This is a genomic window from Paraburkholderia sp. BR10923, assembly GCF_040948765.1.
In the GTDB taxonomy this organism is placed as follows: domain Bacteria; phylum Pseudomonadota; class Gammaproteobacteria; order Burkholderiales; family Burkholderiaceae; genus Paraburkholderia; species Paraburkholderia youngii.
The window spans coordinates 122,331-148,132 of sequence record NZ_JBFPKO010000013.1; the positions used below are offsets into that span (position 1 = coordinate 122,331).

The 25,802-nt window shown below is 60.9% G+C and carries 25 protein-coding genes and 2 pseudogenes; 16 read left to right on the plus strand and 11 right to left on the minus strand.

Annotation, left to right across the window (positions count from 1 at the left end; all coding sequences use genetic code 11):
* The first annotated feature begins 224 nt into the window (after positions 1-224).
* Complete coding sequence (phaP, locus tag AB3X94_RS23655) at positions 225-752, plus strand: TIGR01841 family phasin (protein ID WP_176110829.1); 528 nt, start codon at positions 225-227, stop codon at positions 750-752.
* A gap of 40 nt (positions 753-792) precedes the next feature.
* The gene (locus AB3X94_RS23660; RefSeq protein WP_217710227.1) at positions 793-1,095 is read left to right on the plus strand and encodes a hypothetical protein; all 303 of its coding nucleotides are present in this window, start codon (positions 793-795) and stop codon (positions 1,093-1,095) included.
* Here the strand turns inward: AB3X94_RS23660 and AB3X94_RS23665 are convergent.
* The 6 genes and pseudogenes from AB3X94_RS23665 to AB3X94_RS23690 all read right to left on the minus strand — a co-directional run.
* Positions 988-1,227: pseudogene (locus AB3X94_RS23665) on the minus strand (sodium:calcium antiporter); the annotation flags it as partial. The gene AB3X94_RS23660 and the pseudogene AB3X94_RS23665 sit on opposite strands and share 108 nt — an antisense overlap.
* Before the next feature lie 191 nt (positions 1,228-1,418).
* The gene (locus tag AB3X94_RS23670; protein ID WP_368612886.1) at positions 1,419-2,555 is read right to left on the minus strand and encodes a diguanylate cyclase; all 1,137 of its coding nucleotides are present in this window, start codon (positions 2,553-2,555) and stop codon (positions 1,419-1,421) included.
* Between the two features lie 617 nt (positions 2,556-3,172).
* Positions 3,173-3,442, minus strand: coding sequence for a DUF1488 family protein (locus tag AB3X94_RS23675; RefSeq protein ID WP_176110831.1), 270 nt, complete (start codon positions 3,440-3,442; stop codon positions 3,173-3,175).
* 131 nt (positions 3,443-3,573) lie between these two features.
* Positions 3,574-4,061 (minus strand): annotated as a pseudogene (locus AB3X94_RS23680) (tyrosine-type recombinase/integrase); the annotation flags it as partial.
* A 71-nt stretch (positions 4,062-4,132) separates the two neighbouring features.
* The gene (locus tag AB3X94_RS23685) at positions 4,133-4,870 is read right to left on the minus strand and encodes an IS6 family transposase (RefSeq protein ID WP_368612887.1); all 738 of its coding nucleotides are present in this window, start codon (positions 4,868-4,870) and stop codon (positions 4,133-4,135) included.
* 4 nt (positions 4,871-4,874) lie between these two features.
* Positions 4,875-5,234 carry a hypothetical protein gene (locus tag AB3X94_RS23690; RefSeq protein ID WP_368612888.1) on the minus strand — a complete coding sequence of 120 codons (360 nt, stop codon included), beginning with the start codon at positions 5,232-5,234 and terminating at the stop codon, positions 4,875-4,877.
* Positions 5,235-5,481: 247 nt separating this feature from the next.
* Between AB3X94_RS23690 and AB3X94_RS23695 the strand changes: the two genes are divergently transcribed.
* Entirely contained in the window at positions 5,482-6,072 is a 591-nt protein-coding gene (locus AB3X94_RS23695) for a GNAT family N-acetyltransferase (RefSeq protein WP_368612889.1), read from the plus strand.
* Between the two features lie 167 nt (positions 6,073-6,239).
* Here AB3X94_RS23695 and AB3X94_RS23700 read toward each other — a convergent pair whose 3' ends face one another.
* The 5 genes from AB3X94_RS23700 to AB3X94_RS23720 all read right to left on the minus strand — a co-directional run bounded on the left by AB3X94_RS23700 (position 6,240) and on the right by AB3X94_RS23720 (position 8,945).
* Positions 6,240-6,749, minus strand: coding sequence for a GNAT family N-acetyltransferase (locus tag AB3X94_RS23700; protein ID WP_368612890.1), 510 nt, complete (start codon positions 6,747-6,749; stop codon positions 6,240-6,242).
* 99 nt (positions 6,750-6,848) lie between these two features.
* Positions 6,849-7,238 (minus strand): VOC family protein, encoded by a 390-nt coding sequence (locus AB3X94_RS23705; protein WP_176110835.1) that lies wholly within the window; start codon positions 7,236-7,238, stop codon positions 6,849-6,851.
* 104 nt (positions 7,239-7,342) lie between these two features.
* Complete coding sequence (locus AB3X94_RS23710) at positions 7,343-7,876, minus strand: GNAT family N-acetyltransferase (RefSeq protein WP_176110836.1); 534 nt, start codon at positions 7,874-7,876, stop codon at positions 7,343-7,345.
* A gap of 119 nt (positions 7,877-7,995) precedes the next feature.
* Positions 7,996-8,472, minus strand: a complete 477-nt coding sequence (locus AB3X94_RS23715) for a GNAT family N-acetyltransferase (RefSeq protein WP_368612891.1) — start codon at positions 8,470-8,472, stop codon at positions 7,996-7,998.
* 332 nt (positions 8,473-8,804) lie between these two features.
* The gene (locus AB3X94_RS23720) at positions 8,805-8,945 is read right to left on the minus strand and encodes a hypothetical protein (RefSeq protein ID WP_176110837.1); all 141 of its coding nucleotides are present in this window, start codon (positions 8,943-8,945) and stop codon (positions 8,805-8,807) included.
* A 630-nt stretch (positions 8,946-9,575) separates the two neighbouring features.
* Between AB3X94_RS23720 and AB3X94_RS23725 the strand changes: the two genes are divergently transcribed.
* The 13 genes from AB3X94_RS23725 (at position 9,576) to AB3X94_RS23785 (ending at position 25,802) form a co-directional block, all read left to right on the plus strand.
* Positions 9,576-10,148, plus strand: a complete 573-nt coding sequence (locus AB3X94_RS23725) for a helix-turn-helix domain-containing protein (protein WP_176110838.1) — start codon at positions 9,576-9,578, stop codon at positions 10,146-10,148.
* 343 nt (positions 10,149-10,491) lie between these two features.
* Positions 10,492-13,248 (plus strand): TonB-dependent receptor, encoded by a 2,757-nt coding sequence (locus AB3X94_RS23730; protein WP_368612892.1) that lies wholly within the window; start codon positions 10,492-10,494, stop codon positions 13,246-13,248.
* Positions 13,249-13,409: 161 nt separating this feature from the next.
* The gene (locus AB3X94_RS23735) at positions 13,410-14,129 is read left to right on the plus strand and encodes an energy transducer TonB (RefSeq protein WP_176110840.1); all 720 of its coding nucleotides are present in this window, start codon (positions 13,410-13,412) and stop codon (positions 14,127-14,129) included.
* Between the two features lie 108 nt (positions 14,130-14,237).
* Entirely contained in the window at positions 14,238-15,146 is a 909-nt protein-coding gene (locus AB3X94_RS23740) for a MotA/TolQ/ExbB proton channel family protein (RefSeq protein ID WP_368612893.1), read from the plus strand.
* Between the two features lie 31 nt (positions 15,147-15,177).
* Complete coding sequence (locus AB3X94_RS23745) at positions 15,178-15,603, plus strand: biopolymer transporter ExbD (RefSeq protein WP_008917476.1); 426 nt, start codon at positions 15,178-15,180, stop codon at positions 15,601-15,603.
* Between the two features lie 9 nt (positions 15,604-15,612).
* On the plus strand, positions 15,613-16,044 hold the full coding sequence (locus AB3X94_RS23750) for an ExbD/TolR family protein (protein ID WP_368612894.1): 432 nt from the start codon (positions 15,613-15,615) through the stop codon (positions 16,042-16,044).
* Between the two features lie 10 nt (positions 16,045-16,054).
* Positions 16,055-17,251 carry a tetratricopeptide repeat protein gene (locus tag AB3X94_RS23755; RefSeq protein ID WP_368612895.1) on the plus strand — a complete coding sequence of 399 codons (1,197 nt, stop codon included), beginning with the start codon at positions 16,055-16,057 and terminating at the stop codon, positions 17,249-17,251.
* Positions 17,252-17,342: 91 nt separating this feature from the next.
* On the plus strand, positions 17,343-19,241 hold the full coding sequence (locus tag AB3X94_RS23760; RefSeq protein ID WP_368612896.1) for an extracellular solute-binding protein: 1,899 nt from the start codon (positions 17,343-17,345) through the stop codon (positions 19,239-19,241).
* Between the two features lie 8 nt (positions 19,242-19,249).
* Complete coding sequence (locus AB3X94_RS23765; RefSeq protein WP_368612897.1) at positions 19,250-20,305, plus strand: microcin C ABC transporter permease YejB; 1,056 nt, start codon at positions 19,250-19,252, stop codon at positions 20,303-20,305.
* On the plus strand, positions 20,259-21,368 hold the full coding sequence (locus AB3X94_RS23770) for an ABC transporter permease (protein WP_176110847.1): 1,110 nt from the start codon (positions 20,259-20,261) through the stop codon (positions 21,366-21,368). Before AB3X94_RS23765 ends, AB3X94_RS23770 begins: the two co-directional genes overlap by 47 nt.
* Positions 21,365-23,008 (plus strand): ABC transporter ATP-binding protein, encoded by a 1,644-nt coding sequence (locus tag AB3X94_RS23775; RefSeq protein ID WP_368612898.1) that lies wholly within the window; start codon positions 21,365-21,367, stop codon positions 23,006-23,008. The genes AB3X94_RS23770 and AB3X94_RS23775 overlap by 4 nt, the downstream gene beginning before the upstream one ends.
* Entirely contained in the window at positions 23,005-24,441 is a 1,437-nt protein-coding gene (locus tag AB3X94_RS23780; RefSeq protein WP_176110849.1) for a TldD/PmbA family protein, read from the plus strand. Before AB3X94_RS23775 ends, AB3X94_RS23780 begins: the two co-directional genes overlap by 4 nt.
* Complete coding sequence (locus tag AB3X94_RS23785; protein WP_368612899.1) at positions 24,441-25,802, plus strand: TldD/PmbA family protein; 1,362 nt, start codon at positions 24,441-24,443, stop codon at positions 25,800-25,802. Before AB3X94_RS23780 ends, AB3X94_RS23785 begins: the two co-directional genes overlap by 1 nt.

Here is a 25,802-nt window from a genome sequence, read left to right on the forward strand (position 1 = left end):
GACGGAAGCGGGGAGCGACACGGGGTTTTGCTGCGGGATTGCAGCGGCTGGAAGCAATTCAGCTACCCCTCCGTTTCTGCTCGACGCACGCCAGCATATTTTCGTGCGAAACAGTTCGAGCACCGGTCGGCGGGAATGGTCTTTGCGGCGGGCTAGGCTGCATCATTTTCGCGCCGGTCCTTTGCGACCGGTACCTGCAGATCGTCCCAATCGAGGAGACAGTTATGGCGAGCGAAACGCTTCTTGTACTTCCGGGTAATGGAGGCGAGACCGAACGGGCTGCGGTGGGCAGTGCCGAGGGTGGCGCGGCAGTTAATTTTTTTGTCGATGTGGCCGAAAGGTTGTTCGAACTGAACCGCACGGCGGTAAAGACTTCAATTGACGAACAATTTGCGGTCGCATCGAAGGCGCTTGAAGAAAGGTCGCCGCTGGGCGCGTGGCGGCTGCAGGCGAGCTATGTCCTTGCCGGGTCGGCGAAAGCGGCTGCCTACTGGCGCCATGCGAACGAAATCCTGCTGGACTCGTTTGCGGATGTCGTGAATGACGCCGAGCAACGCGTGAACCGGGGCTTCCTCGTGATGACAGGTATGCTCGAAGATGCGACCGTTGGGTTCGGGTCCTCGATCCTCATGGGAGACCAGGGGCCCGCAACATACAGCATGCAGGAAACGGCGCAGATTATCTCGCAACCCGAGGACGAAACTCCTGCGCGGCGGCGCGGTAGGGCAGATGGAGAGGGCGCGTCAAAGTAGTGCGGGTCCGACGCGGAGCAGTACGCGCGGCCACCCTCGCTTGGCCGGGGAAGTCGGATCAGACGAAAGATCGGCGCGGGCGCACGCCGCGGCCGGCGTGCGCGAATCATTTGTGCCTTTACGTGTGCATCGGTACGTCGCGTCGAGAGCCGAACGCATCGGCCGCTCTAACGGAAACCTGGACGATGAACCTGAAACCTGTCGAGCAGAAACCATCGTGATCAGCGGTGCGACTGCCTTCAACACCGCGAATAAGTCCTTTAGCCCCGCCGACAAGAAGCGCCAGACCAATCGCCAGTTGGAGGGTAATGGTCGCAAGATTGGTTGGCAGGCCCGTTCATGAAAGGAACATGGCAACCAGCGCCTCCGTTCCATGCCCTCCCTGGAGCGGTTGTTCCGATGCGCGAAAAGTCACCACCATATAGATGACGTAGACGCCAACCAGTGCGAGGCTAAACAACGCCCGGACGTACCAAATTGGTGTTGCACAAACATGGCGGCGCTTCTCGGCCGTGATGATGGCGGACACCATCATCACGAACGACAGCTCCATCACCGGCAGATACACTTTCCAGTGGGATTCAGGTTGACGGAGACCCCGTTAGCTTCACCGAACTCATATTTTCGGACCGTCATCGGCCCTTGGGAATTGCCCGAAGCGGTCGTTCAGCATAGCGGCTGCATGTCGGTTGCGTCGGCAAACTCTGTCTGCCCCTTACCCCGCGTTTTCGCCCGGTACATTGCGCTATCCGCGGCACGCATCAAGGTTTGGGCGTCGAGAGAGCTGCCTCCGGTGCCTTCCGTCACCAGCATGCACACTCCAATGCTGGCCGAAACGGCAGTCGGATGTCCGCCAGCGGTTCGCACGTTGCTCAGGATGACGTGAATACTATCGGCAATTCTGAGCGCGCCTTCCTGGCCGCATACGTGGTGTGCAAGGACTACGAATTCATCTCCGCCCAATCGTGCGAGCGTGTCACCGCGGCGCATCCGGCTTACCAGGGCCATGGCAAAATTCCGCAGCAATTCGTCACCTACCGCATGTCCGTGTGCGTCGTTCACTTCTTTGAAACCGTCCAGGTCTATCAGGAACAAGGCAGTCTGACCGACTTCGGTACCTCGACCGGTCAGCGTTCGCCCAATCACCTGCTCAAGCCGGAGGCGATTGCTTAGCCCCGTCAGCGGGTCAGTCGCAGCCCGCTTTTCGAGTCGATACACCAGCACCGCCAGGTAGAGGGATATTGCTGCAACGCTAAACGTCAAACCCAGTCCGGCCTCGATGTTTGTCCGCCACCACGGTTGCCAATACATCAGGCTTACGAATCCAGCGAGCGCCACCGCACATGACAGCGCCAGCATTCGTCGGCCGTAACGGCAGCCGGCACCCACCAGTAACCAAAAAACCACCCAGAGCAGCGGAAGCGCGGCCCTGCCGCCAATTGCCAGAGCTGTCGTCACCGTTGCCTGGTCGACAACCGTGGTGAGAGTTAACCTGAGGTGTGAGCGCGCTGGTCCGACCTTCGTGGCGACGTACGTCACGATACCGAACACCACGTAAATCGCGACCGTCACCATCGTTGAGTAGGCGACTGTGGAATGACAAATCAAGGTGAAAGCCAGGTACGCGAGCAGAACCACAGTTCCAAAAACCATGCGCAATATCGCTTGTTCCTTCTCGGGGTTCTTCGGAAACACACGCGACATTGCTTGCTCGCGCCAAGAATGAAGATCCGCCTCGGCCATCCCAACCACCCCGCTAGAGTCCAATAACTGCCGTCTCGGCAAAACTTCGTATTTGTTCACTTGGGGTCTCCACGACTGAGACCCGCCGTTGGAATCCATCTTAAGATAATTTATGCAATCGCCGTGAATGTTCTACCTACGAAATATTTGTGGCTGCAGGAGTGTGCTGACAAGAAAAGATCCACCAAACGTTTGCTTGTCATTGAATTGGACCTTTCCAGCTCACCTTAATCGTTTGCGGAAGAAGGTAATGCCGCCACCTTCGAGAGGTGAATGCGCGACAAGGTGCGTGGAAGCTCACCGTAAGACTGACGGGAAGGAGGGGCCGCCTGTCACACGGCAATGCACAACTGCGTGCGAAGTGTTGGGGTGTTGCGAGCATCTCGCCGCAGTCGCAGTCCCTGAATGTCTCCCGATTAAGTGCAACTAACGGTCAAAGTCATCCATCACAATGCCGAGGCTTCGCCCAAAAGCCAGCTGCCAAAAGGTGGTCAATCCGGACTGTCGTCGCGCCAGGATGCACTTGATTACCACCCGCTAGGAAGCTCCATCAAGGCGTCTGCACTTGCGAGTCGCGAACAGGTCGTTCGGCTAACTGCAGACGAATTCCACGCACTGTCGGACTCGATTCTGGAATGCGGGTTGAAGGATGCGTCACCGGCGAAAAAACCGGTGTCTCAGCGGCGCGAGAAATCTGCCAGTGTCAATTCAAGTCGTGCAACGGGATGGGCGAGCAGTTTCCGTTCGGCTATCGCCCGGATGCGGCCGTAGCCATCGCGAAATGTTTTGAGGATGCGCTCGTCGCCTGCGCGTGGCTCGAGCCAGAAATACGCTTCCAGCGCCGTGATCGTGATCATGCATTCGACCGGGCGGTTCTGGAAGACCAGAGAAAATGCCACGCCGAGACGATTGACGAGCACCTGCGGTTCAAGTTCGACGGTTTCCATAGACGGCAAGGAGGGCGCTTCGGATCAGGTCACGATGATTTTTGCACAGGTTATGCATTTCGGATGCGGGCACAGTGGGCGGGTTGCAGGTCCTGACGCGCAGCTTCGGACTGCGTGGAAGCCAGTGGTTCTCAATGCCGGTTGTGCCCTGACTGGCGGCGTATGTCTGTACCAAAAGCATCCCCGATCTGCCTGGCCCGCTTCTGCTCATCATTGTGCAGGTAGATCGACGTCGTTGATACAGACGCGTGCCGCAGATTGTCCCGCACGGTGGTCAGTTCCGCGCCGCGCCCCAGTGCATGGGTCGCATGGGTGTGGCGCATCCAGTGCGGACTCGCGCGACGCAGCTTCTCTGCCAGTGGCGGATGATCCGCCTGGATGGCCTGCGCGGCGAGCGGGAAGAAGCGCCAGAGCACACCCAGAGCCGCCCGCTGCTGATCGCTGCCTCACTGTCTGTCTCGAGGCTGCCGATGACCGGTGTTTCCGGCCGCCAGCGCACCGGCGCGATCGGCAACTCGCGTCCGGCGAGATACTGTGTGAGCGCGTCCCACGCGAGCGGCGGCAGCGCGACGCGCGCCAGCTTCTTTCCCTTGCCCGTCACGCGCAGCCAGTGATCCCCGCGCGCATCGGTCTCGACGGCACTGTCAACTTGGGCGACTTCGTCGATGATGATCCATAACGCACTGCGGCTCAGAAGACATTCGACGGAGTTTGGGTGACATTGGTAAATTCGCGCCACGCGACGAACCGGGCCGCGAGGTGTTTACGATAGAGAGAAGCGCGCCGCACATGTCGTTTCAGTGCGAAGTGCTGCCGGATCGGACCAAAGCTCGACAGGAAGGCCTGCGTACGCTTCGGGTCGCGAAAGCCTCGCGTGCGCCGCTCGCGCTCCCGCGTGGGTTGATGGCTGTTCTCTGCCCGGTTGTTGACACGGGCCGCAGCCCTGAAGAACACATGCTTCAGGTTGACCAACTCCGGGATGTCGGCTTTCGCCGCGGGATAGCTGCGCCACTGATCGGTGACGATCTTGCGTGGCACCGGGTTCGAACGCAGCACACGCTCGAAGAAACGTTTGGCTGCAGTTTTGTCGCGCCGCTTTTGCAGCAAGATGTCGAGTTCGGCGCCGTGCTCGTCGACTGCTCGCCACAGCAGATACGGTTGGCCACGCAGTGTGACGAACATTTCATCGAGGTGCCACGTGCTACCCGGCTTGCGGCGCGCCGCTTTCATCCGATGGGCAAAGGCCGCACCGAACTTCTCGCACCAGCGGCGAATCGTCTCGTAGCTGACCGTCACTCCGCGCTCGAACAGCAACTCTTCGATATCGCGCAGGCTGAGCTGGAACCGGAAGTACCAGCGCACCGCGTGGCTGATGACCGTCGCCGGGAACCGGTGGCCGCGATAAAGCGATTTCGTTTTCGTCGTCATCGCATCATGTTACGCGAACACCCCGCCAACGTGACAGCGCCCCTGCGTCAAAGAGCGCCTTCACACCATCAAGAACCTTGTCGCCAAACCCATTCTGCGGAAAAAGTACTCGCCCGCCGTTGATCCGGATCCAACTGGCATCGGCTACATCATTCGATGTGTGTACGAATAGATCGAGAAACAGACCATTCCATCGCGACGCGACGCGCTGGTGGTTACCGGTGTTCCGAAAGGCAATTACGTCAATATCGCTCGTAGCCTCCCAATCGTCACGTGCACGGGAACCATAGGGAATCGCTGTGTGGCACCCGTATGTCAGACGCAGGTCGGCGGCTAGAGATTCGATCAACTCGTCGTTAGTCATTTTCTACCGGCACATGTTGGTGATGTCACGATGGTCGCGGATTTTGGCAGCGGTGCGGACGACGGACCGTGGCCGACTAGCGCCCGACGGCCGAGTGCGGCGATCACATCGGGTCCGCAGTCCATGCAAACGGTAAGACACGACCGGAGGCCGTCGCGTGGCTTTTCCACCGCGGACATTGAATCATATGTCGCCGGCCGAATTGTTGACGAATAATTTCTGATTACACTACTTCACCGTGCTTTCAATGGAGGACGACGTGACGAGGGTTCACATCGATGTACTACCGCGTGAGATTTTAACGGCACGCCTGAAACTTGTACCGGCATGTGAGCAATTCGCGCATGAGTTGCACGAATACTCCATTGAAAATCACGCTCACCTGCAGTCTTGGGAGCCGCTTAGAGCCGAAAGCTTCTTCGAAAAAAAATCAGTTCGCCGACGGCTGTCCATGATGGCGCACAACAACAACTCAGGAGTCGCAGTGCATCTACTCCTATTTTCGCCTGGAACCGGCGAAATGGTCGGTGAATGCAACTTCACCAACATCGTGCGTGGCCCGTTTCAGGCATGTCATCTTGGGTTTTCGCTTGCCAAACGGTTTGAGGGACAAGGTTTGATGCGCGAAGCATTGACCTCTGCGATCACCTATATCTTTGACGAAATCGGCTTGCACAGAATAATGGCGAATTTTAGACCTGAAAATGTTCGTAGCGAAGAACTATTGAAGCGGCTAGGGTTTGAGCGTGAAGGCTTGGCTCGTTCCTATCTGAGGATCAATGGGGTATGGGTCGACCACGTTCTCACATCGCTAATCAACCACATTCGAGAACGTTGAACCAGTCTGGCAGCTTTCGCTCCTACCTTTCTATCTTCACGGACGCAAAGCTGGCGGCGCCGTCGGAAGGGCGGAAATAAGTTGAGCCTAGCGGAAAAGGGCCCAACGGATCTTCATCGTCAGCGATCAATTTCGTCACTTCTGGGCCGCAGTCGCCGGTCGCCGGCTCAGGCGCACGGAATATCCAACAAGGTCCGAATCCGTTTTCCCATCTCGAACGCGCGAATCTCGTAGCCCAATTCTCGGTACAGATTGACCGCCTGTTCGTTAAACTCCCAAACGGCTAGTCTGATATCGGTGGCACCCTGCTTCCGCGCCCACTCTTCTGCGAGTTTAATAAGAGAGCTGCCGACCCCGCGTCCTCTGATTTGTTCTAAAACCGCGACGGAACCGATGCGACCGACGACCATCGGTTGCAAAAGCGGGCTTATCGGCTTCACCACCTGAATCGTAATGAAACCGACGGCGTTGCTGCCAAACTCGGCAAGAAACGTCGCTCGATCTTCTCCTTGGAGGCTGGCGAGCCAGTGCTGCTCGTCGCGGCCGAATTCTGTGGTGGCATCTGCGTAGATGTCGGGGCGTGCCAAGTGGTGGCTCGCATTCAAAATTTGACCCAATTCGCAGATTGTCAGAACGTCTTCGGTTGTCGCGCGTCGATAGCTTATCGGATAGGTCATCGTCAGCCATGGTGAGGGAAATTTTCGGGGGCGGTCGCCTCAGTGCGACCCCACAAGCGACGTGCGGACCGCCGGTAGGAAGACCGATACGCGATAGGGTCAGGCGCTCCACGCTGCATTTTGCAAGACGAGCCGATAGCCGTCAGGATCCTCGAATGTTCGACCCGACACGTCCCAGTAAGGATTGAACGACTTTACGCAAACAAATCCATTTTCGACAAGGCGATCACACATCGCCCTCCACACTTGTCGATCCGGTATGTAAAACACCAGCAAGTCCTCACTCGTTGGGCGAGGCATCACGGGATGTTCGCTGCAATGGGTAAGCTCAAAATGATAGTCCATGCCGGGACTTCCAAGCATCACCCCATCGAATTCCTGATGATCCTGAAATCTGGCGAGCACGGCCAGATCAAGCGCTGAGCAATACATGCGTTCACTACGGGCAAGATCGGAAACGGGCCGTGCGACTCTGAGATGCATCGTCATCGAATGGAATCGTGGAGATTGTTGAAAACGTATCAAACATCGGCTTGCAACACAAAGCCGAGCGACATCTGTGCCGAAGGATGTCGATCTGCAGGCCGAACCGCTTACACCTGGTTTGTGACTGGCCGGCGTGGAATTCGGTAAACGCAGGATGTGTACTTTGGCGTCACGCGGCTTTCCACAATGACGCCGCCTAACGATTCGGCAATGTGCCGGCTCGAGCGGTTCTGTTCTGCGACCGGATAGGTGAAACTTGCACAGCCAATGGTTCGCGTTGCCCATTGCGCAACAGCAGTTACGGCCTCGCGGCCGAAGCCATTTCGATGACGATCTTCACGAATCCATATGCCGAGTTCCGGGCTCTCCATGCGTACGCGGTGGAGTCCGGCCAACCCAAGAAAACTCCCGTCTGCGCGGTGCCGTATCGCGAATACATAGTCTGACCCGTCGTCTATCGACGGTATCCACGACTGCCAGACCTCGTCGAAGTCTTGCCGGGATGCCGGCGTGTCCCAGGCCATGTGACGGGTGAGCGAAGGGGTGATGCATGCGAACGTGGCATCGGCGTCGCTGGCCGTGAACGGTTTAATCAGGAGCCGGGTTGATTCAATCTGGATTTCTGTCGGCCGCTGCAGCATCTCACGTTTCCGTCGAGGTTTGTTCATATGTCGACGAATTAGAAACATGCATCGACCGGTTGAATCCACCGCCGACTATTGCCCCATGCGGGCAACAGTCGTCGGCCAAGAGCGGCACCTTAGCCACCCACGATGACAAGCTTCGTCATTGGCACGCAAGCCAATTCCAGTCCGCGCGCGGTACGGTACGTTGAAATCGAATCGCCCGACCAGCCACAATTACGATAGAACGGTACCGCGTTCAGCGTCGCATCGAGCCGCATTGCGTCAAGGCCGTGCCCGGCGGCCAACGCCTGAAGAAAATCCAGCATCTTGCGTCCAATGCCGCGACCCATATGAGACGGCCGGACGAAGATCGCGTCGACTCGCCCGCTTGCGAGCGTAAGCATCCCTGTTCCGACAACCGATCCCCGATCGACGGCGACATGGAAGTCACGTTCGACAACGCTAACCCATTTGTCGCCTGGCGAGCCATCGACCCACGCCGACAGGGCCGCTCTGGGATAGTGCTCAGCGCAGGCAGCATGCACCGACGTTTTACGGATATCCCACGCGTCGAATGCGTCATCGCGATTCGCTTTTCGTATCGTCAGCACGCAACGCTCCTTGATTCGAGCGGCCAAAACGGCACGTCGGCAACCTCATCAAGAACGGAAGCACGTACTCTGTCATGCATGCAATCATTCCTATTTGTGCCAACGCAATTCGGAGCGGCGTAAAAGACGCGGCCCCGTCATGATTCGCGGGGCCGTTGGAAAAGGCTGTGTACAACGGTGCACGTGATGACATTGAGCGCGTCGGAGTTCATTGAAGCATGTTGCCTTTCGAAGAAAATGCCGTCAATGTCGATTTGCGGATCATCAATCCGCGGGGCGTCGTGAATCCCTGAAAGTAACCGGTCAGCGTCCCTCGCTGACGGGCCATCATCCTACTGCTCAGTCTGTTCTGCCATTTCAGGTGCGTCGTCTGCCTCGATGCCGAGGTAGCGCACCTCAGCACTGGCTTGCGCCCCGGCAACGGTGTCGGCGAACAGCCATGACTTCCGGTCAACGACGACTGGGGTGATCATGAGCGATGCCGTTGCATAGCTCGTTCGTTCATCTTGTTAGGGGCTTTTACGCTGGCCACTTCAGTTCCTCAACGACAAGCCATGCACGATTCCGCTCCCTATTTTTTTGGGTGAGGCTCGATTCCACTAAACTTGCCCATGCCGGCGGTGTTCGCACCATGACTCTACGCCTCCGTTCGGCTCGAACCGGGGGGTGCTAGCTATCTAATTACCAAAACCAGCAAGAAGGGTTGACTAGAGGAAGTAATCTAAAGCGACGTTCTGTGCATAGAGAACGCCATGACATTTTTGGTGCGAAATCCCCAATGCGATGCATTTAGGGGAATTGTGTCTAAGGTCGTTGCGCCAAGGCGGCGAATTTCCGAAAGCTGGGACTTCAGGTTTTCTCAACCAACGTTTTTATTTCGGCTGCCGCCCAGCGTCGCTAATCATTTGATAAACAAAGCAATCTTGATCAGCCGGGGGCGCAATGCCGCTTTTACCTTCAAAGCTCGAGCAACGCGCTGAAGTGGAATGAGTGCAAGCACCAATACGGCGCATTGGCGTAGCGTGGCCTAAAAGAAAAAATAGTTTGCTCTCGTCAAACAAATTTTGACGCGGATTTTTTTACTGATATCTTTAGTTACAAATATGAAACGTGATGAACGAGCAAGCACTGCCCCTCTTATGCTGGGCAGCAAGATTAGAGCGTTGCGCAAGCGACTCCAGCGTACCTTGGACGAAACTGCAACGGCGGCGGGAATATCGAAGCCGTTCCTTTCTCAGGTCGAGCGAGGGCACGCGACGCCGTCCATTTCGTCATTGGCCGGCATCGCGCAAGCGCTTGGAGTAACCATGCAGTACTTCGTCGAAACACCAACCGAAGCGAAATCCGTGCGGCGTGCAGACGAAAGGCAGTACTTCAGCTTTGCCGACTCGGCGAATCAGTTTGCTCGCCTCACCAACGCAGCGGTCGGCAGGCAGCTCGACGCGATTCTCGTTCGAATGCCTGCAGGTCAGCCGCCGTCGGAAGTGACGACACATGCTGGAGAGGAGTTTCTCTATGTGCTCAGCGGTCAGATATCGCTGAGCCTGGAGGGCTGTACGTTTGTGCTCGATCCAGGTGACAGCGCACACTTCGAGTCGACGGTCCCCCACGGGTGGGCCAATGCGGCTAACGAAGAAACCGTGATTGTCTGGGTAGGTTCGCCGAGACTGTTTTAAGCATTGGTAGCTTCGCTGCGTTCGCGGCGAATCTCCGTTTCATACATTTTATAGTCCTAAATGTATGAATCCATGTCGAATGCAGAGTGATCCATCGATTCCTTGCGAACGATGGATAGGGATTGGTTTTGCCTGAAATTTCTAATAACCGCACTAAGTACATTTTCGTCTCCTGTTTGATATTCACCGAAGTGGACGAGGTGGGTGACTAGGGTTGTGCGCATAGTCGGTGGTATGCGGGGGTCATGAAGTAACGGGGCGGTCTCGGACGGGTGCCGCACGGGGGAAAGTGCCAAAGGTGTTCTCTGGCATGTCGACTTGGGTCAATGACAGGAAGGAAAAAATGAAACTCACGGTTTTGGGATCTGCCATACGGAAAATAGTGTGGGCAGAGATTGCGCTGACAGCTGCGCTTGGGACCACGGCGTTTGCACAGGTTCAGCCGGCAGCAACCGCGGCGGCGACGAAAACTGACACGGTCTCCGCTCAGAAGGATGGGCAAGACGCGAATGCGACGGCCGCCGCACCGAGCGCGGCATCGGGCGCTTCGGCGGGCACGAGCTCGGTGAAGCAGCTGCAGAAGTTCGAGGTGACGGGTTCGCTGATCCGCAGCGCAGACAAACAAGGCCGCACTGAAGTTCAAGTCATCACCGCGAAGGAAATTCAGCAAAGCGGCTACACGACCGTGGCCGACTTCCTGCGCGGCACAGCCGTCAACTCCGCAAGCAGTTGGTCCCAATCGACGGCTCAGAGCTCGGCCCCCGGTGGCGCGGGCCTTGCGCTGCGCGGCCTCAGCGAAAAGTACACGCTCGTGCTCATCGACGGGCAGCGCGTGGCCAACTACGCACAGCCCGTCAACTTCACCGACACGTTCTTCGACATCAACACGATCCCGATGAACATCGTGGAGCGCATCGAAATCGTGAAGACGGGCGCAGTGTCCGTGTACGGTTCGGACGCGATCGCGGGGGTCGTGAACATCATCACAAAGAAGAACTTCGAGGGATTGCAGATCGACGGTCAGCTTGGCAAGGCCCAGCATCCCGGTAACGCTCAGGGCACCTTCAGCGTCCTGGGCGGTCTCGGCAACCTGACTTCCGACCGCTGGAACATCACGGCGGCCGCGAGCTACTACCGCGACAGCGGCTCGACGCTCGCCGACCGCGACATGACCAAAAACCAGGACTTCACGCAGTTCCCGGGCGGTAACGCGGCGCCGCTAGGCCCGAACCAGCAGTCGTACTGGCAGCTCGCGGACGGCACCCATCAGGCGCTCAATCCGTGTCCGCCGGGCAGCAACGCGACGGCGACGGGCGGCCAGTCGTGTACGTACAACGTGGCGAACAGCACGTCGCTGATCCCGTCAACGACACGCCTGAGCGCAAAGGTGCGTGGCACGTTCAAGATTGACGACACCACCGAGGCCTATGCGGGCTTCTGGGCGAGCCGCAATGAAACCGTGCAGTTGAACGGTCCGGCGTCGCTCAGCAGCCAGACCAACGTGTTCGACCCGTCGACGGGCACGGTCTCGCCGGTCGGGCGCACCGTCTCGGCTTCGAACCCGTTCAACCCCTTCGGCGTTCCTACGCTGATCAACCTGACGTTCCCGAACAACGTATCTGTCTGGGATACGACCTCGACGTTCCTGATGGCGAACACGGGCGTCAAGGGTTCGTTCGACACGCAGAAGTTTGGCGCCTGGGATTGGTCGGCAGAGTACGCGCATTCGCAAAGTACCGTCGCAAGCACCTACTCGAACCGGCTCAATGTGGCTGGCCTCGAGAACATGCTCGCGAACGGCACCTACAACTTCTCGAACCCGAGTTCCACGCCGAACGGTCTGAACGGTGTGTTCCAGGATGACAACCAGCTGTCGATCACGAAGCTTGACCAGGTGCTCGCGAAGGCCTCGACGACCAGCCTGTTTACGCTGCCGGCCGGCGGCGTGGGGCTCGGTGTCGGCACTGAGTTCCGTCACGAGTCGACGGTCATCAACTCGCAGACCTATGCGACGAAAGGCATCACGGCGCCTGCGAACGTGCAGTCCGTGGACGGCGAGCGTAACGTAGCGGCCGCCTTCTATCAGGTCGACATTCCCATCATCCGCAACCTGACGTTCACGCAGTCGGGCCGTTACGACCACTACAGCGATTTCGGCGGTGCCTTCTCGCCGAGCTTCGCGCTGCGCTTTCAGCCGGTTCGCATGCTGACGGCGTACGCATCGTACAGCCGCGGGTTCCGCGCACCGACGCCGGTGGAGAACTCGCAATCGGTCTATCTGGCCCACCAGAACCTGGTGGACCCGAACGATCCGAGCGGCGTGCCCACCAAACACTTCACGACGGAGCAGACGACCGGCAACCCGAACCTGCAGCCTGAACACACCAAGAACTACAACATCGGCTTTACGCTGTCGCCGGACGCGACGACGGACTTCGGTGCGGCCTTCTACAAGGTGCACATCGACAGCGTCATCGGCACGCCCGATCCGAACGCGATCTTGCAGGCGAACGATCCGAATTTGGTCGTGCGTAACCCGGACGGCACCATTCGCTACATCAAGATGCCGTTCGTGAACTTGGGCTCGCTCGATACGGACGGCTTCGACCTCGATTTCCGCAAGAGCGTGGGCACGAAGTACGGCACGTTCACGCTCGCGGGAGACTGGACCTACGTCTGGCACTTCAAGCTGAAGAGCGGTGGCGAGACTCAGGACTTCGCGGGCAACAACCTGGCGCTGCTGCAGCCGTTCGGCGCGAGCAACCCGCGCTGGAAGGGCAATACGAGCCTGAGCTGGGATTACCGCCAACTGACCACCACGCTCACCTGGCAGTACACGGGCCCCTACACGAACGCGGTTGCGGCCGAGTTCGGCGATGGCGGCACGCTGTCGGTTGCCTCGTACAGTCAGTTCAACCTGGTGGCCACCTATCGCGGCTTCAAGCACTGGACCATTTATGGCGGTATCCAGAACCTGTTCGACAGGAAGCCGCCGTTCGACGTCGAGTGGCAGTCGACTCCTGACATCACGGGTTACGACCAATCGCTGTACACGGACCTGGGCCGCTTCTTCCAGGTGGGTGCGACTTATCGTTTCTGATCGGTACAGGCCGGCGCCCGACCGTGCGAGACACAGTCATGCGCCGGCCCGCGTGTAATGGCAGTGGCAAGAAATCCCTTGTGAACAGCCTCATCCGCGGTTCGAGTCGCGACAGCGCCTCGAACATGGAACAGGCGAATCACGCTGCGAGGATCGAAGGTATGAAAGTAGAAGCAAGCATGACTGCGACATCAGCCGTGGACACGAGCGGGGTCGCCAGACCCGGCCGCCAGCGCGAGTTCGGGCGCAAGCAGCAAAATCCGGTTCGCCGCTTCGGCGGCATTGCAGTCGTCATCGTCCTCCACATCGTGTTGGTCTATGCGCTGCTCAACGGCCTCGCGACGAAGGTCGTGCAGGTCATTCAGCATCCGATCGAAACGAAGATCATCGAGCCGGTCAAGCCGCCGCCTCCGCCGCCCCTGCCAGAGGTGAAGCTGCCGCCGCCCAAGTTTGCGCCGCCACCGCCCCCCTTTGTGCCGCCGCCCGAAGTGCCGGTCCAGGCGCCGCCGCAGCCGACCATCGCGCACACGGCCACGCCGGTGCAGTCCGCGCCCGTGACGGCACCACCCGCACCGCCTGCGCCGCCCGTCAAGGCTGCCGCGCCCGTGCGCACGGAAGTCGGTGTCGTCTGCCCGAATTCCGATCAGATCCGCAGCTCGATCGCCTATCCGAAGGAAGCGCAGGAGAACGGCGATACCGGCGAAGTGTTGATCGAATTTACCGTCGATCCGGAAGGACACCTCGGCAACGTTCGCGTAGCCAAGTCGTCCGATCACGACAGCCTGGACGAAGCGGCATACAAGGCCGTCAAGCGGTTCAACTGCATCGCGCAGGGCCAAGCCGTGCGCGTGCAGGTGCCTTTCTCGTTCAACCTCAATTGACTCGACAGATAACAAACCGCGCACGCTGCGCCCGCGGTGCAGGCACGAAAGCCTGCACCGACGGTTTAACCCGATTTCTTAAGTTCAACGTTTGAACTGGAGCTCAACATGAATAAGCGTTCCGTCGCCACCCTGGCAACCAGCCTCCTGATCGCTGCCGCCGCGGTGAATACCCTCGTGGCACCGCAACTCGCGCATGCTCAGGCAAGCGTAGCCGCTTCCGCCGCGCCCGCCGTAGCGGCGCCGCAGATGAACGCGTCCGCCACCGCAGCCGACGAGCCGGCACCGCCGCCCGCACCGGCAGCGACGCAATCCGTCGAGAACCCCTACGGTCTCGGCGCACTGTGGAAGAACGGCGACTTCGTCGCGCGCTTCGTGCTGCTTCTGCTCGTCATCATGTCGATGGGCAGCTGGTACATCATGGTCACGAAGTTCTTCGAGCAGTTCCGTGCCAACCGCCGCGCGAAGCATGCCGACGAGCAATTGTGGAGCGCGCCGTCGCTCACCGAAGGCGCCCAGCAGCTCGACGAGTCATCGCCGTTCCGCTTCATCGCCGAGACGGCGATCGAGGCAGGGCAACATCACGACGAGGCGCTGCTCGAAGCCGTCGACCGCAACACGTGGATCGACGTCTCGGTCGAGCGCGCGATCACGAACGTATCGAATCGTATGCAAGACGGCCTCGCGTTCCTCGCGACCGTCGGCTCGACGGCGCCGTTCATCGGCCTGTTCGGCACCGTCTGGGGTATCTATCACGCGCTGACCGCGATCGGCATCGCGGGCCAGGCTTCGATCGACAAGGTGGCCGGCCCCGTAGGCGAAGCGCTGATCATGACGGCCATCGGTCTTGGCGTCGCCGTGCCGGCCGTGCTCGGCTACAACTTCCTCGTTCGCCGCAACAAGTCGGTGATGGAGCGCGTCCGTGCCTTCGGCGCTCAACTCCATGCCGTGCTGCTCGCCGGCAGCAAGCGTCCCGCCCGTCCTGTCGCGGTGCGTTCCGCCGCGACCGCCCCGTAACCGGCAGTCTGAAGCCTGAACGAGGTCCACCATGGCCATGAGCGTGGGGCAAAACGAAGATAGCGACGACGTTATTGCCGCTATCAATACGACGCCGCTCGTCGACGTGATGCTGGTGTTGCTGATCATCTTCCTGATCACGATCCCGGTCGTCACGCATACGGTGCCGGTGCAGTTGCCGAAGGAAACGATCCAGCCGCTGCAGACGACACCAACGAGCATCGAGATCGCGGTCAATCGCGACGGCGACTTCTTCTGGAACGAGAAGCACGTGGATAGTGCGACACTGCTGTCGCGGCTGAAGGACGTTTCGGTGATGCAGCCGCAGCCCGAGGTGCACGTACGCGGTGACCAGAACACGCGTTACGAGTTCATCGGCCGCGTGATCACGACCTGTGAACGCGCCGGCATCGCGAAGGTGTCATTTATCACGGAGCCGCCTGCGCGCGGCGGCTAGGAGGCGAAGATGGGAATGAACGTTCCTTCGGGCGGCGGTGGCGGTGACCCGGAAGTGATGGTGGACATCAACACCACGCCGCTCATCGACGTGATGCTGGTGTTGTTGATCATGCTGATCATCACGATCCCGATTCAGATGCATGCGGTGAAGATGAATCTGCCGGTCGGCACTCCGCCGCCGCCGCTCACGCAGCCTGAAATCGTGCAGATCGACATCGATTTCGACGGCACGACGACCTGGAACGGCACGCTGGTGCCGGACCGGGCGGCACTCGAGGCAAAGCTTGCGCACGTCGCGGCCGAGCCCGTGCAGGCCGAGATTCATCTGCGGCCGAACAAGCTCGCGCCTTACAAGGATGTGGCGGCCGTCATGGCGTCGGCGCAGCGCGTTGGCGCCACGAAGATTGGGCTCATCGGTAACGAGCAGTACATGCAATAAGGATGCTGTGATGAGAATAGTCAATCGACGGGTCAAGCTAGCGTTGTCGTCGGCCGTCGTCGGCGTGGTCTTTGCCGCGGCAGCACTGCCAGCCGCGGCCGACACCCTGCGTCCCGACGTCGGCAAGCCGCTCAGCGCGGCCCAGGATCTCTATCGGGCGCATAAGTACAAGGACGCGCTTGCCAGGATTGCGCAAGCCGCGGCGGTGCCAAACAAAACGCCGTACGAGATCTACATGGTCGAGGAAATGCGCGGCGCGACGTTGATGGCGGACGGCGAGGCGGGTGCGGCCGCCCAGGCCTATCAGACGCTGCTCGGCACCGGGCAACTGAAGGGCGACGACGAACAACGCGTGAGCGCGACGCTGGCTGGCATTTACTTCCAGCAGCACGACTATGCGCGCGCGATTGCAACGGCACGGCGTTACCAGAAGGCGGGAGGCAGCGATCCGCAGATGACGGAGCTGCTCGTACAGTCGTACTATCTGTCAAACGATTGCTCGAGCGTGGTTGGTGCGCTGAAGCCGACGATCGACGCGCAAGTGCGCGCCAACCGCGCGCCTGACGAGTCACAATTGCAGCTATTGAGTACTTGTGCGCAGCGCAGCAAGGACGATGTGACCTATCGCGCTGCACTCGAGGATCTCGTCACTTACCATCCGAAGCAGGCGTACTGGGACAACCTGTTCTCGGCGATTCGTGCAAAGCCGGGCTACTCGCCAAAGCTTGACGTGGACGTGTACCGGTTGGGCCGCGCCAACGGCGCGTTCGGCTCGGTAGACGACTACATGGAGATGACGCAGCTTTCGCTCGTCGCGGGTACGCCGGCCGAAGCGAAACAGATCATCGATCAGGGTTTCGCCTCGGGCGTGCTCGGCAAAGATGCGCAGGCCGAGCGTGAAAAGCGACTGCAGGCGCTCGCGGCGAAGCGCGCGCAGGCGGGCAGCGATGCGGAGAATCCCGTCGCGCCGGTCGACCAGGGGTTCAACCTCGTGTTTGCTGGTCACGCGAAGGACGGGCTCGCGATGATGGAGTCGGCGATCGCGAAGGGCGGCCTCGACCATCCCGATCAGGCGCAACTGCATCTAGGCATTGCCTACTACGTGGCGGGACAGAAGCCGCGTGCGATTCAGGCGTTCCGGGCGGTCAAGGGCACGGACGGCTCCGCCGACCTTGGCCGGCTGTGGACGCTGATGGCGTCGAAGTAGGCCACGCGGCCGCGCTCGCGCCCGGCCTTGCGCTCCGATCCGATCAATGGTACGCCGGCTTCCGTCCGGCGTGCGCACACGCACAGTGACAATGAAACTTCTGACGTTCCGCTCGTTGCGCCGGCTCGCGCCGCTTGCACCGCTTGCGCCGTTTATCACGCCCCTGATCGCCGCGATGGTCGCGACGACCGGCGCGACCATCGCGGCGCCGGCCGACGCCAAACCGGCGATTGCGCAATTCGGCGAACCAAAATACCCAACGGATTTCACGCATTTCGACTACGCGAATCCCGACGCACCGACTGCCGGCGAATTGACTTTCCAGAACTACAACGACAACCAGAGCTACGATTCGACGAATCCGTTCATCGTGCGCGGCATGCCCGCGCCGGATATCCGTAACCTGATGTTCGATACGCTGATGCAACGCAGCTGGGACGAGCTGGCTTCCGAATATCCGCTAATCGCGGACGATGTACTGATCGCGCCCGACCGACGCGCGGCGACGTTCCACATCAATCCGGCGGCACGTTTCTCGAACGGCGATCCGATCACTGCACAGGACGTCAAGTACTCGTTCGACACGCTGAAAAGCGCGCAGGCGTCCCCGTTGATTTCGTCGCAGTTCGTGCAGATCAGGCACGCGACGGTGATCGACCGTCTAACGGTACGCTTCGACTTCGTCGACGACTCGAGAGCCAATCCGTTGATCGCCGGTGATCTGCCGGTGTTTTCGCCGAAGTGGGGCATGCAACAGGATGGCAAGCGCCTGCCGTTCGACCAACTTTCCGTCGATCCGCCGATAGCGAGCGGCGCCTATCTGATCGAGTCACGCAAGAACGACAAGCAGATCACCTATCGCCGCAACCCGAACTATTGGGCCGCGAACCTGCCCGCGCGGCGGGGGATGTTCCGCTTCGAGCGCGTGACGTTCAAGCTCTATGTGGACCAGTACACGATGCTCGAATCGTTCAAGGCCGGCAACGAGGATGTGCGCGTCGAATACAGTGCGACTCAGTGGGCGCGCAAATATGTCGGCAAGAACTTCAAGTCGGGGTTCCTGCACAGGGGCGAATTCGAAGAGGGCCCCGCGCAAATGCAGGGCTTCATCATCAACACGCGCAAGCCTCAATTCCAGGACCGGCGCGTTCGACATGCGCTCGCGCTCGCATTCGACTACGAGTGGATGAACCGGATGATGTTCTACGGGCAGTATCGCCGGCTGAACAGCTTCTGGGAGGACAGCCCGTTCGGTGCGACCGGCATGCCCAGCGAGAAGGAGGTTAAGCTGCTCGAGCCGTTCCGCGCATCGTTGCCTGCTGAGGTGTTTGGCCCGATGGTCAAGCTGCCGAACACGCTGCCGCCCGGCTCGCTACGGCAGAACCTACGGCAGGCGCGCGACCTGCTCGCAGACGCGGGCTGGCACTACCGCGACGGCGCATTGCGCGATCCGAGCGGCAAGCCGATGACGATCGAGATCATCGATAACCAGCCGGGCATGGACCGCCTCATCATCCCCTATACGCAGGCGCTGCAGACGCTGGGCATCCACGCTTACTTCCGCGAACTCGACAGTGCGCTTTATCAGAAACGACTCGACAACTTCGACTACGACATGACGACGTACATCTATCCGCCCGTCACGATCCCGGGGCCGGAGCTGATACGCCGTTTCACGAGCCCTGCTGCATCAGAGGTCGGTTCGGAAAACTACATGGGCATTCGCTCGAAGGCCGTGGATACGCTCGTGCACGCAGCCATCTCTGCCGACACGCTCGATGACCTCCAGACGGCGACGCGCGCGCTCGATCGCATACTGATCAACGAGTACTACCTCGTGCCGCACTACTACCCGCCGAACGCGCGGATCGGCTACAAGTCGACCATCGGGTTCCCGAAGGTGACACCGATCACCTATCAGTACGAGGACTGGGTCATCAATTACTGGTATCGCAAACCGCAGGCGCAGATAACCGCCGCAGTGCATTGAGGAGCGTCATGTTCGCCTACATTCTCAGACGTCTGCTGTTGATGGTGCCGACGATCATCGGTGTCGTCACGCTGACTTTCGTCGTGACCCAGTTCGTGCCGGGCGGGCCGGTGGAGCAGATGGTGACCCAGCTTCGTCACGGCCAGTCGCGCCAGGGTGCGGACGGCGGTGGCGGCGGCAGCGGCTATCACGGCAACCAGGGCCTCGACCCGCAGCAGATCGAGCAGATCAAGAAGCAATTCGGTTTCGACAAGCCGGCGCACACGCGTTACCTGCTGATGTTGAAGAGTTACGCGACGTTCGATCTCGGCCAGTCGTACTTCCAGCACAAGAGCGTGTGGGAGGTTATCCGCAGCAAGTTGCCAGTCTCCATTTCGCTCGGGCTCTGGACCGTGATGCTGACTTACGCGGTGGCCGTGCCGCTCGGCATCGCCAAAGCCGTGCGCAACGGCTCGCGCTTCGATGCGGTGACGAGCGTACTCGTCCTCGTCGGCTACGCGATTCCCGGATTCGTGCTCGGCGTGCTGTTGCTGATGCTCTTCGGCGGCGGCACGTTCTGGCAGCTCTTTCCGATGCGCGGACTCACATCCGACGACTTCGCCGATCTGTCGGCCGTGGGCAAGGTGCTCGATTACGTCTGGCACATGGTGCTGCCCGTGACGGCGTCCGTGGTCGGCAACTTCGCGATCGTCACGATACTGACGAAGAACACATTTCTCGAAGAGATCGGCCGGCAATACGTGCTGACGGCGCGCGCCAAAGGCGCGCCCGAGCGCGATGTGTTGTGGAAGCACGTGCTGCGCAACGCTGCCATTCCGTTGTTGACAGGGCTGCCCGCTGCCTTCGTCGGCGCGTTCCTGAACGGCAACCTGCTGATCGAGACGCTGTTCTCGCTCGACGGCATGGGCCAGCTGTCTTACGACTCGGTGATTCGCCGTGACTACCCCGTGGTGCTCGGCTCGCTGTTTCTTTTCACCCTGATTGGCCTTTTAACCAAACTCATTGCTGATGTCTGCTATGTCATCGTCGACCCCCGCATCCAATTCGACAGCGTGGACCGCTGAGCCGCCCGCGGCGCCGGCCGCGCCAGTCTCGCCGTGGCGACGCACGTGGCTGCGCTTCAAAAGCCAGAAGCTCGGCTACTGGAGCCTGATCGTGTTCGTCGCGCTGTTCGTCGTCAGCCTGGCCGGCGAACTGATCGCCAACGACAAGCCGCTCATCGTGCGCTACGACGGACACTACTACTTCCCGATCCTGAAGGAGTATCCGGAGACGCAGTTCGGCGGCGACTTCCCCGCGAAGACGAACTATCTCGATCCGTATATCCGCTCCCGCCTGGAGGCAAACGGGAATTTCGCGGTCTACGCGCCGAACCACAACTATTACGACACGATCGACTATTTCGCCGAGCGGCCGTTTCCGGCGCCGCCGAGCGCCGCGAACTGGCTCGGGACCGATCAGTTCGGGCGTGACGTGCTCGCGCGGCTGCTCTACGGCTTTCGGGTGTCGGTGCTGATGGCGATCGCGCTGACCTTGTCAGGCGTGTTCTTTGGCGTGTTGACGGGGGCGCTGCAGGGCTTCTACGGTGGACGAACCGACCTCATCGGCCAGCGTCTGATCGAGATCTGGTCGTCGATGCCGGACCTCTATCTGCTCATCATCTTCGCGTCGATCTTCGAGCCGACGCTTTGGCTGCTGTTCATCCTGCTGTCGATGTTCGGCTGGCTGCTGTTGTCCGACTACGTGCGCGCCGAATTCCTGCGCAACCGCGCGCTCGATTATGTGAAGGCCGCGCGCACGATGGGACTCTCGAACTGGCAGATCATCTGGCGTCACATATTGCCGAACAGCCTGACACCGGTCATCACGTTCCTGCCGTTTCGCATGAGCGCGGCGATCCTTTCCCTGACCAGCCTCGACTTTCTCGGCCTCGGCGTTCCGCCGCCTACCCCGAGCCTCGGCGAACTGTTGCAGGAGGGCAAGAACAATCTCGACGCCTGGTGGATCTCGGTATCGGTGTTCTCTGCGCTCGTCGCCACGCTGCTGCTCCTGACGTTCATGGGCGACGCACTGCGCAACGCGCTCGATACCCGCAACCGCGGCTCGGCGTTCGGAGGTGGGAAATGAGCGAAAACTGCAAACCTCTGCTCAGCATCGAAGATTTCTGCGTCTCGTTCGGCGACAGGCAATGCGTGTTCGACGTCAACCTTGCGATCGGCCGTGGCGAGCGTGTCGCGCTCGTCGGCGAATCGGGCTCGGGCAAGAGCGTGACGGCGCTGTCGGTCCTGCGCCTCGTGCGCGATGCGACGCACACGGGCCGCATCGTCTTCAATGGAGAGGACCTGCTGACGAAGAGCGAACAGCAGATGCGCGGTGTACGCGGCGCCGATATCGCGATGGTGTTTCAGGAGCCGATGACGGCGCTCAATCCGCTCTATACGGTGGGCCAGCAGATCGCGGAGAGCCTGCGGCTGCACGAGGGGCTGCGCCCGAACGCGGCGCGCGAGCGCGGCATCGAGTTGCTGCGCCGTACGGGCATTCCCGAGCCCGAACGCCGCATCGACAGCTACCCGCACCAGCTCTCGGGGGGCCAGCGCCAGCGCGCGATGATCGCGATGGCGCTCGCGTGCCGTCCGCGCCTGCTGCTGGCCGACGAGCCGACCACGGCGCTCGACGTGACAGTGCGCCAACAAATCGTCGAACTGCTGATCGGCTTGCAGGAGCAGGAGGCGCAAGAGCGCGGCATGGCCGTGCTGTTGATCACGCATGACCTGAACCTGGTGCGGCGGTTCGCGCAGCGCGTCGCCGTCATGGAGAAGGGCGTGCTCGTCGAAACGAATACGACGGAGGCGCTGTTCGCGAATCCGCAGCATCCCTATACGAAGCGATTGCTCGACAGTGAGCCGCGTCGCGCAATCGAGAGCGTGCCTGACGATGCGCAGAACGTGCTGTCGATCGAGGGGCTCGCGGTCGACTATCGAACGAACGCGAAAGGCTGGCGGTCGTTGCTCGGCAGGACGGCGTTCCGCGCGCTGCACGAAGTCGACCTCACGCTGCGCCGCGGCGAGACGCTCGGCATCGTGGGGGAATCTGGCTCCGGCAAGTCGACGCTCGCATCGACCGTGCTCGGCTTGCAACGGCCAGCAACTGGCGACGTCAAGGTGGCCGGCAAGTCGCTGCGCGAATACCGCTCGTCGAGCAAGGCCTGGCGTGCACTGTGCGCGCGCATGCAGGTGGTGTTCCAGGATCCGTTTGGCTCGCTTTCGCCGCGCATGACGATCGAGCAGATCGTCGGCGAGGGATTGCGGGTTCATCGTCGGCGGCTCGATGCGGCGGAACGCCGGGCGCGTATCGTCGAGCTGCTCCAGGAGGTCGGTTTGCCCGCCGACGTGCTGCCGCGTTATCCGCACGAATTCTCGGGCGGTCAGAGACAACGGATCGCGATTGCCCGCGCGCTTGCCGTAGAGCCCGAACTGATCGTGCTCGACGAGCCGACGAGTGCGCTCGACGTATCGGTGCAGCAGCAAGTGCTCGGCCTGTTGACGCGTTTGCAGAAAAGGTATGGGCTCAGCTACCTTTTCATCACGCATGATCTCGCCGTGATCCGCGCGATGGCGCATCGCGTGGTCGTCATGAAAGCTGGCCGGATCGTGGAGGCCGGCGACGCGCTCGACGTGTTCGACGCACCTTCGCATCCCTATACCCAGTCGTTGCTCGCGGCGTCGATTCTGCAGAACGCCGCAGCGCTCAAGGAGAACATTGCATGATCGAAGAACTCTGGACATCGGCCGCGCGCGCATTGCGCAGCGATGCCGATTTCTGGTCGGTGCGTTTCGTGGACGAACGCAAGGACGAGCACGTCGTGCGCAACGACGTGGCCTTGCCGCTTTCCACCGCACGCGAGCGCGGCGCGATGGTGACGGCGTGGGCCGGTGCGGGCGCGGGCTATGCGGCGACCGCGGATCTTTCGGCAAGCGGCCTGCAACGCGCGCTCGACATCGCCACCGCACGTGCGCAGGCGAGCGCGGCACACACGCTCATCGACCATCGCGAGATTGCGCGGCCGACGCAAAGCGGCAGCTATGTGTCACCGAATGCACAGGGCGCTCTGCCGTCGCGGCGCGAATGGCTTGAACGGCTCGCGCACGAATGCGCGGCTGCAAACCTGGGCGAGCGCATCGTCGAGCGCGTGGCCGGCATGCAAGTGACGCACTGCGATCAGCTTTACGTGACGAGCGATGGCGTGCGCATCGATCAACAGTTGCGCTTTCTCATGCCGAGCCTTTCGGCAGTCGCGCACGGCGATGGCGACACCCAGGAGCGAACGCTCGCGGGCCACTATGGGACGCTCGCGCAGGGCGGCATGGAAATCCTCGCGCGCTACGGCTTTGACGGCGCGGGTGCGCGCGTGGCCGACGAGGCGCTGCAACTGCTGGCCGCGCCGAACTGTCCCAGCGGCCGCCGCGACCTGCTGCTGATGCCCGACCAGATGATGCTGCAAATTCACGAATCGATTGGCCACCCACTCGAACTCGACCGCATTCTCGGCGACGAGCGCAATTTCGCGGGCTGGAGCTTCGTGAAGCCGGAGATGTTCGGTCACTACCAGTACGGCTCGGAATTGCTGAACGTGACCTTCGATCCGGATGTGCGCGAAGAGGCTGCCGCCTATGCGTTCGACGACGACGGCAGCGCAGCCAGCCGCCAATATCTGATTCGTGCCGGCGTGCTGGAACGGCCGCTCGGCGGCGCGCTGTCACAGCAGCGGGCGGGACTGCCTGGCGTGGCGAACTCGCGCGCATCCAACTGGAACCGGCCGCCCATCGACCGCATGGCGAACCTCAACATTGAACCCGGTGAATCGTCGCTCGACGTGCTGATCGCGGGCATCGAGCATGGCATCCTTATGAAAACCAACACGTCCTGGTCCATCGACGATCATCGCAACAAGTTCCAGTTCGGCTGCGAATTCGGCCAGCTGATCGAGAACGGAAACCTCACGCAGGTCGTCAAGCGTCCGAACTATCGTGGCGTTTCCGCGAGCTTCTGGCGCAGCCTCGCCGCGGTTGGCAATGCATCCACGCGCGAAATCTACGGCACACCAATGTGCGGCAAGGGTGAACCCGCGCAGGTGATCCGTGTGGGTCATGCGTCGCCCGCTTGCGTGTTTTCGAACGTCGAAGTATTCGGAGGCGCGTGATGATCGAGATGCTTTTCCCGCGCGGCGTCGAGGCGATCGACTGGCACGCGCGCTTCATGATGCTCGCCGGCGCGATTGAGCGCCTGCGCCGACCCGGCGAGACCGTGCTTAGTTCGTTTGCGGGCGAGCGGTCGGATTTCATCCGCTTCAACGCGGGCAAGGTGCGGCAAAGCGGTCAGGTGGAGCAGGGGCGCTTGACACTGCGGCTCGTGAACGGCGCGCGTCAGGCGTATTTCACGCTCGACCTGAGCGGCGACACCCACACCGACGTGCGTGACGTGGACAAAGCGCTCGCGGCGCTGCGCGAAAGCCTGCTGGACGCACCCGACGATCCCCATGTGCTGTTCGATAGCACGGCGTGGTCGCGCAGCACGCACCGCAGCGGCAGGCTCCCGCAGCCGCAATCGCTCGTCGAACTCGTCGCGCAGTGTGCGCAGGGTCTCGATTTCGTGGGCTTCTACGCGGGCGGCACGGTCTTGCGCGGCTTCGCCTCGACCTCGGGTAGCCGCGGCTGGTACGAAGTGGAGAATTTCAATTTCAGCTGGTCCCTCTATCAGCCCAACGGGCGCGCGATCAAGACGACCTACGCGGGCGACGCGTGGGACGACGTCGTGTTCGCCGGCAAGGTGAGCGAGGCGGCGGCGCGCTTGCCCGTGTTGCTGCGTACGCCGCGCGTGCTCACGCCGGGCGGCTATCGCGCCTGGCTCGCACCGGCGGCGCTTTCGGAGCTGGTCGAATCGATGGCCTCGAATGGCTTTTCGGCGCGTGCCCAGGCGAACTCGATGAGTCCACTCTACAAGCTCCACACCGGCGCGTCCGCGTTCGACACGCGCGTGGCGTTTGCGGAATCGCTTGAACTTGGCATCGCACCCGGTTTCAACGACGACGGCTATCTACGCGAGAGCGTGCCACTGATAGACGCGGGTCGCAGCGTTGGCCAGCTAACGAGCGCGCGTTCTGCGCGCGAGTGCGGGCTCGAACCGAACGGCGCACTGCCGGAGGAACTGCCCACCTCGCTTGCGATGGCCGGCGGCGACCTCGTCGAGGACGACGTGCTCGCACGCCTCGGTACCGGACTTTATGTCGGCAACCTGTGGTACGTGAACTTCTCGGACCGCATGAATTGTCGACTAACCGGCATGACGCGCTTCGCGACCTTCTGGGTGGAGGACGGCGAGATCGTTGCGCCCGTCGACGCGATGCGCTTCGACGACAGCCTCTATGGCCTCTTTGGCGAACGTCTCGAAGCGCTGGGCGCACGTACGGAACTGCTGCTCTCGGACTCTACGTGGGGACAACGCGCGGCCGGCGGCATGCAACTGCCAGGCGCGCTGGTGAAGTCGTTCGAGCTTGTGTTGTAG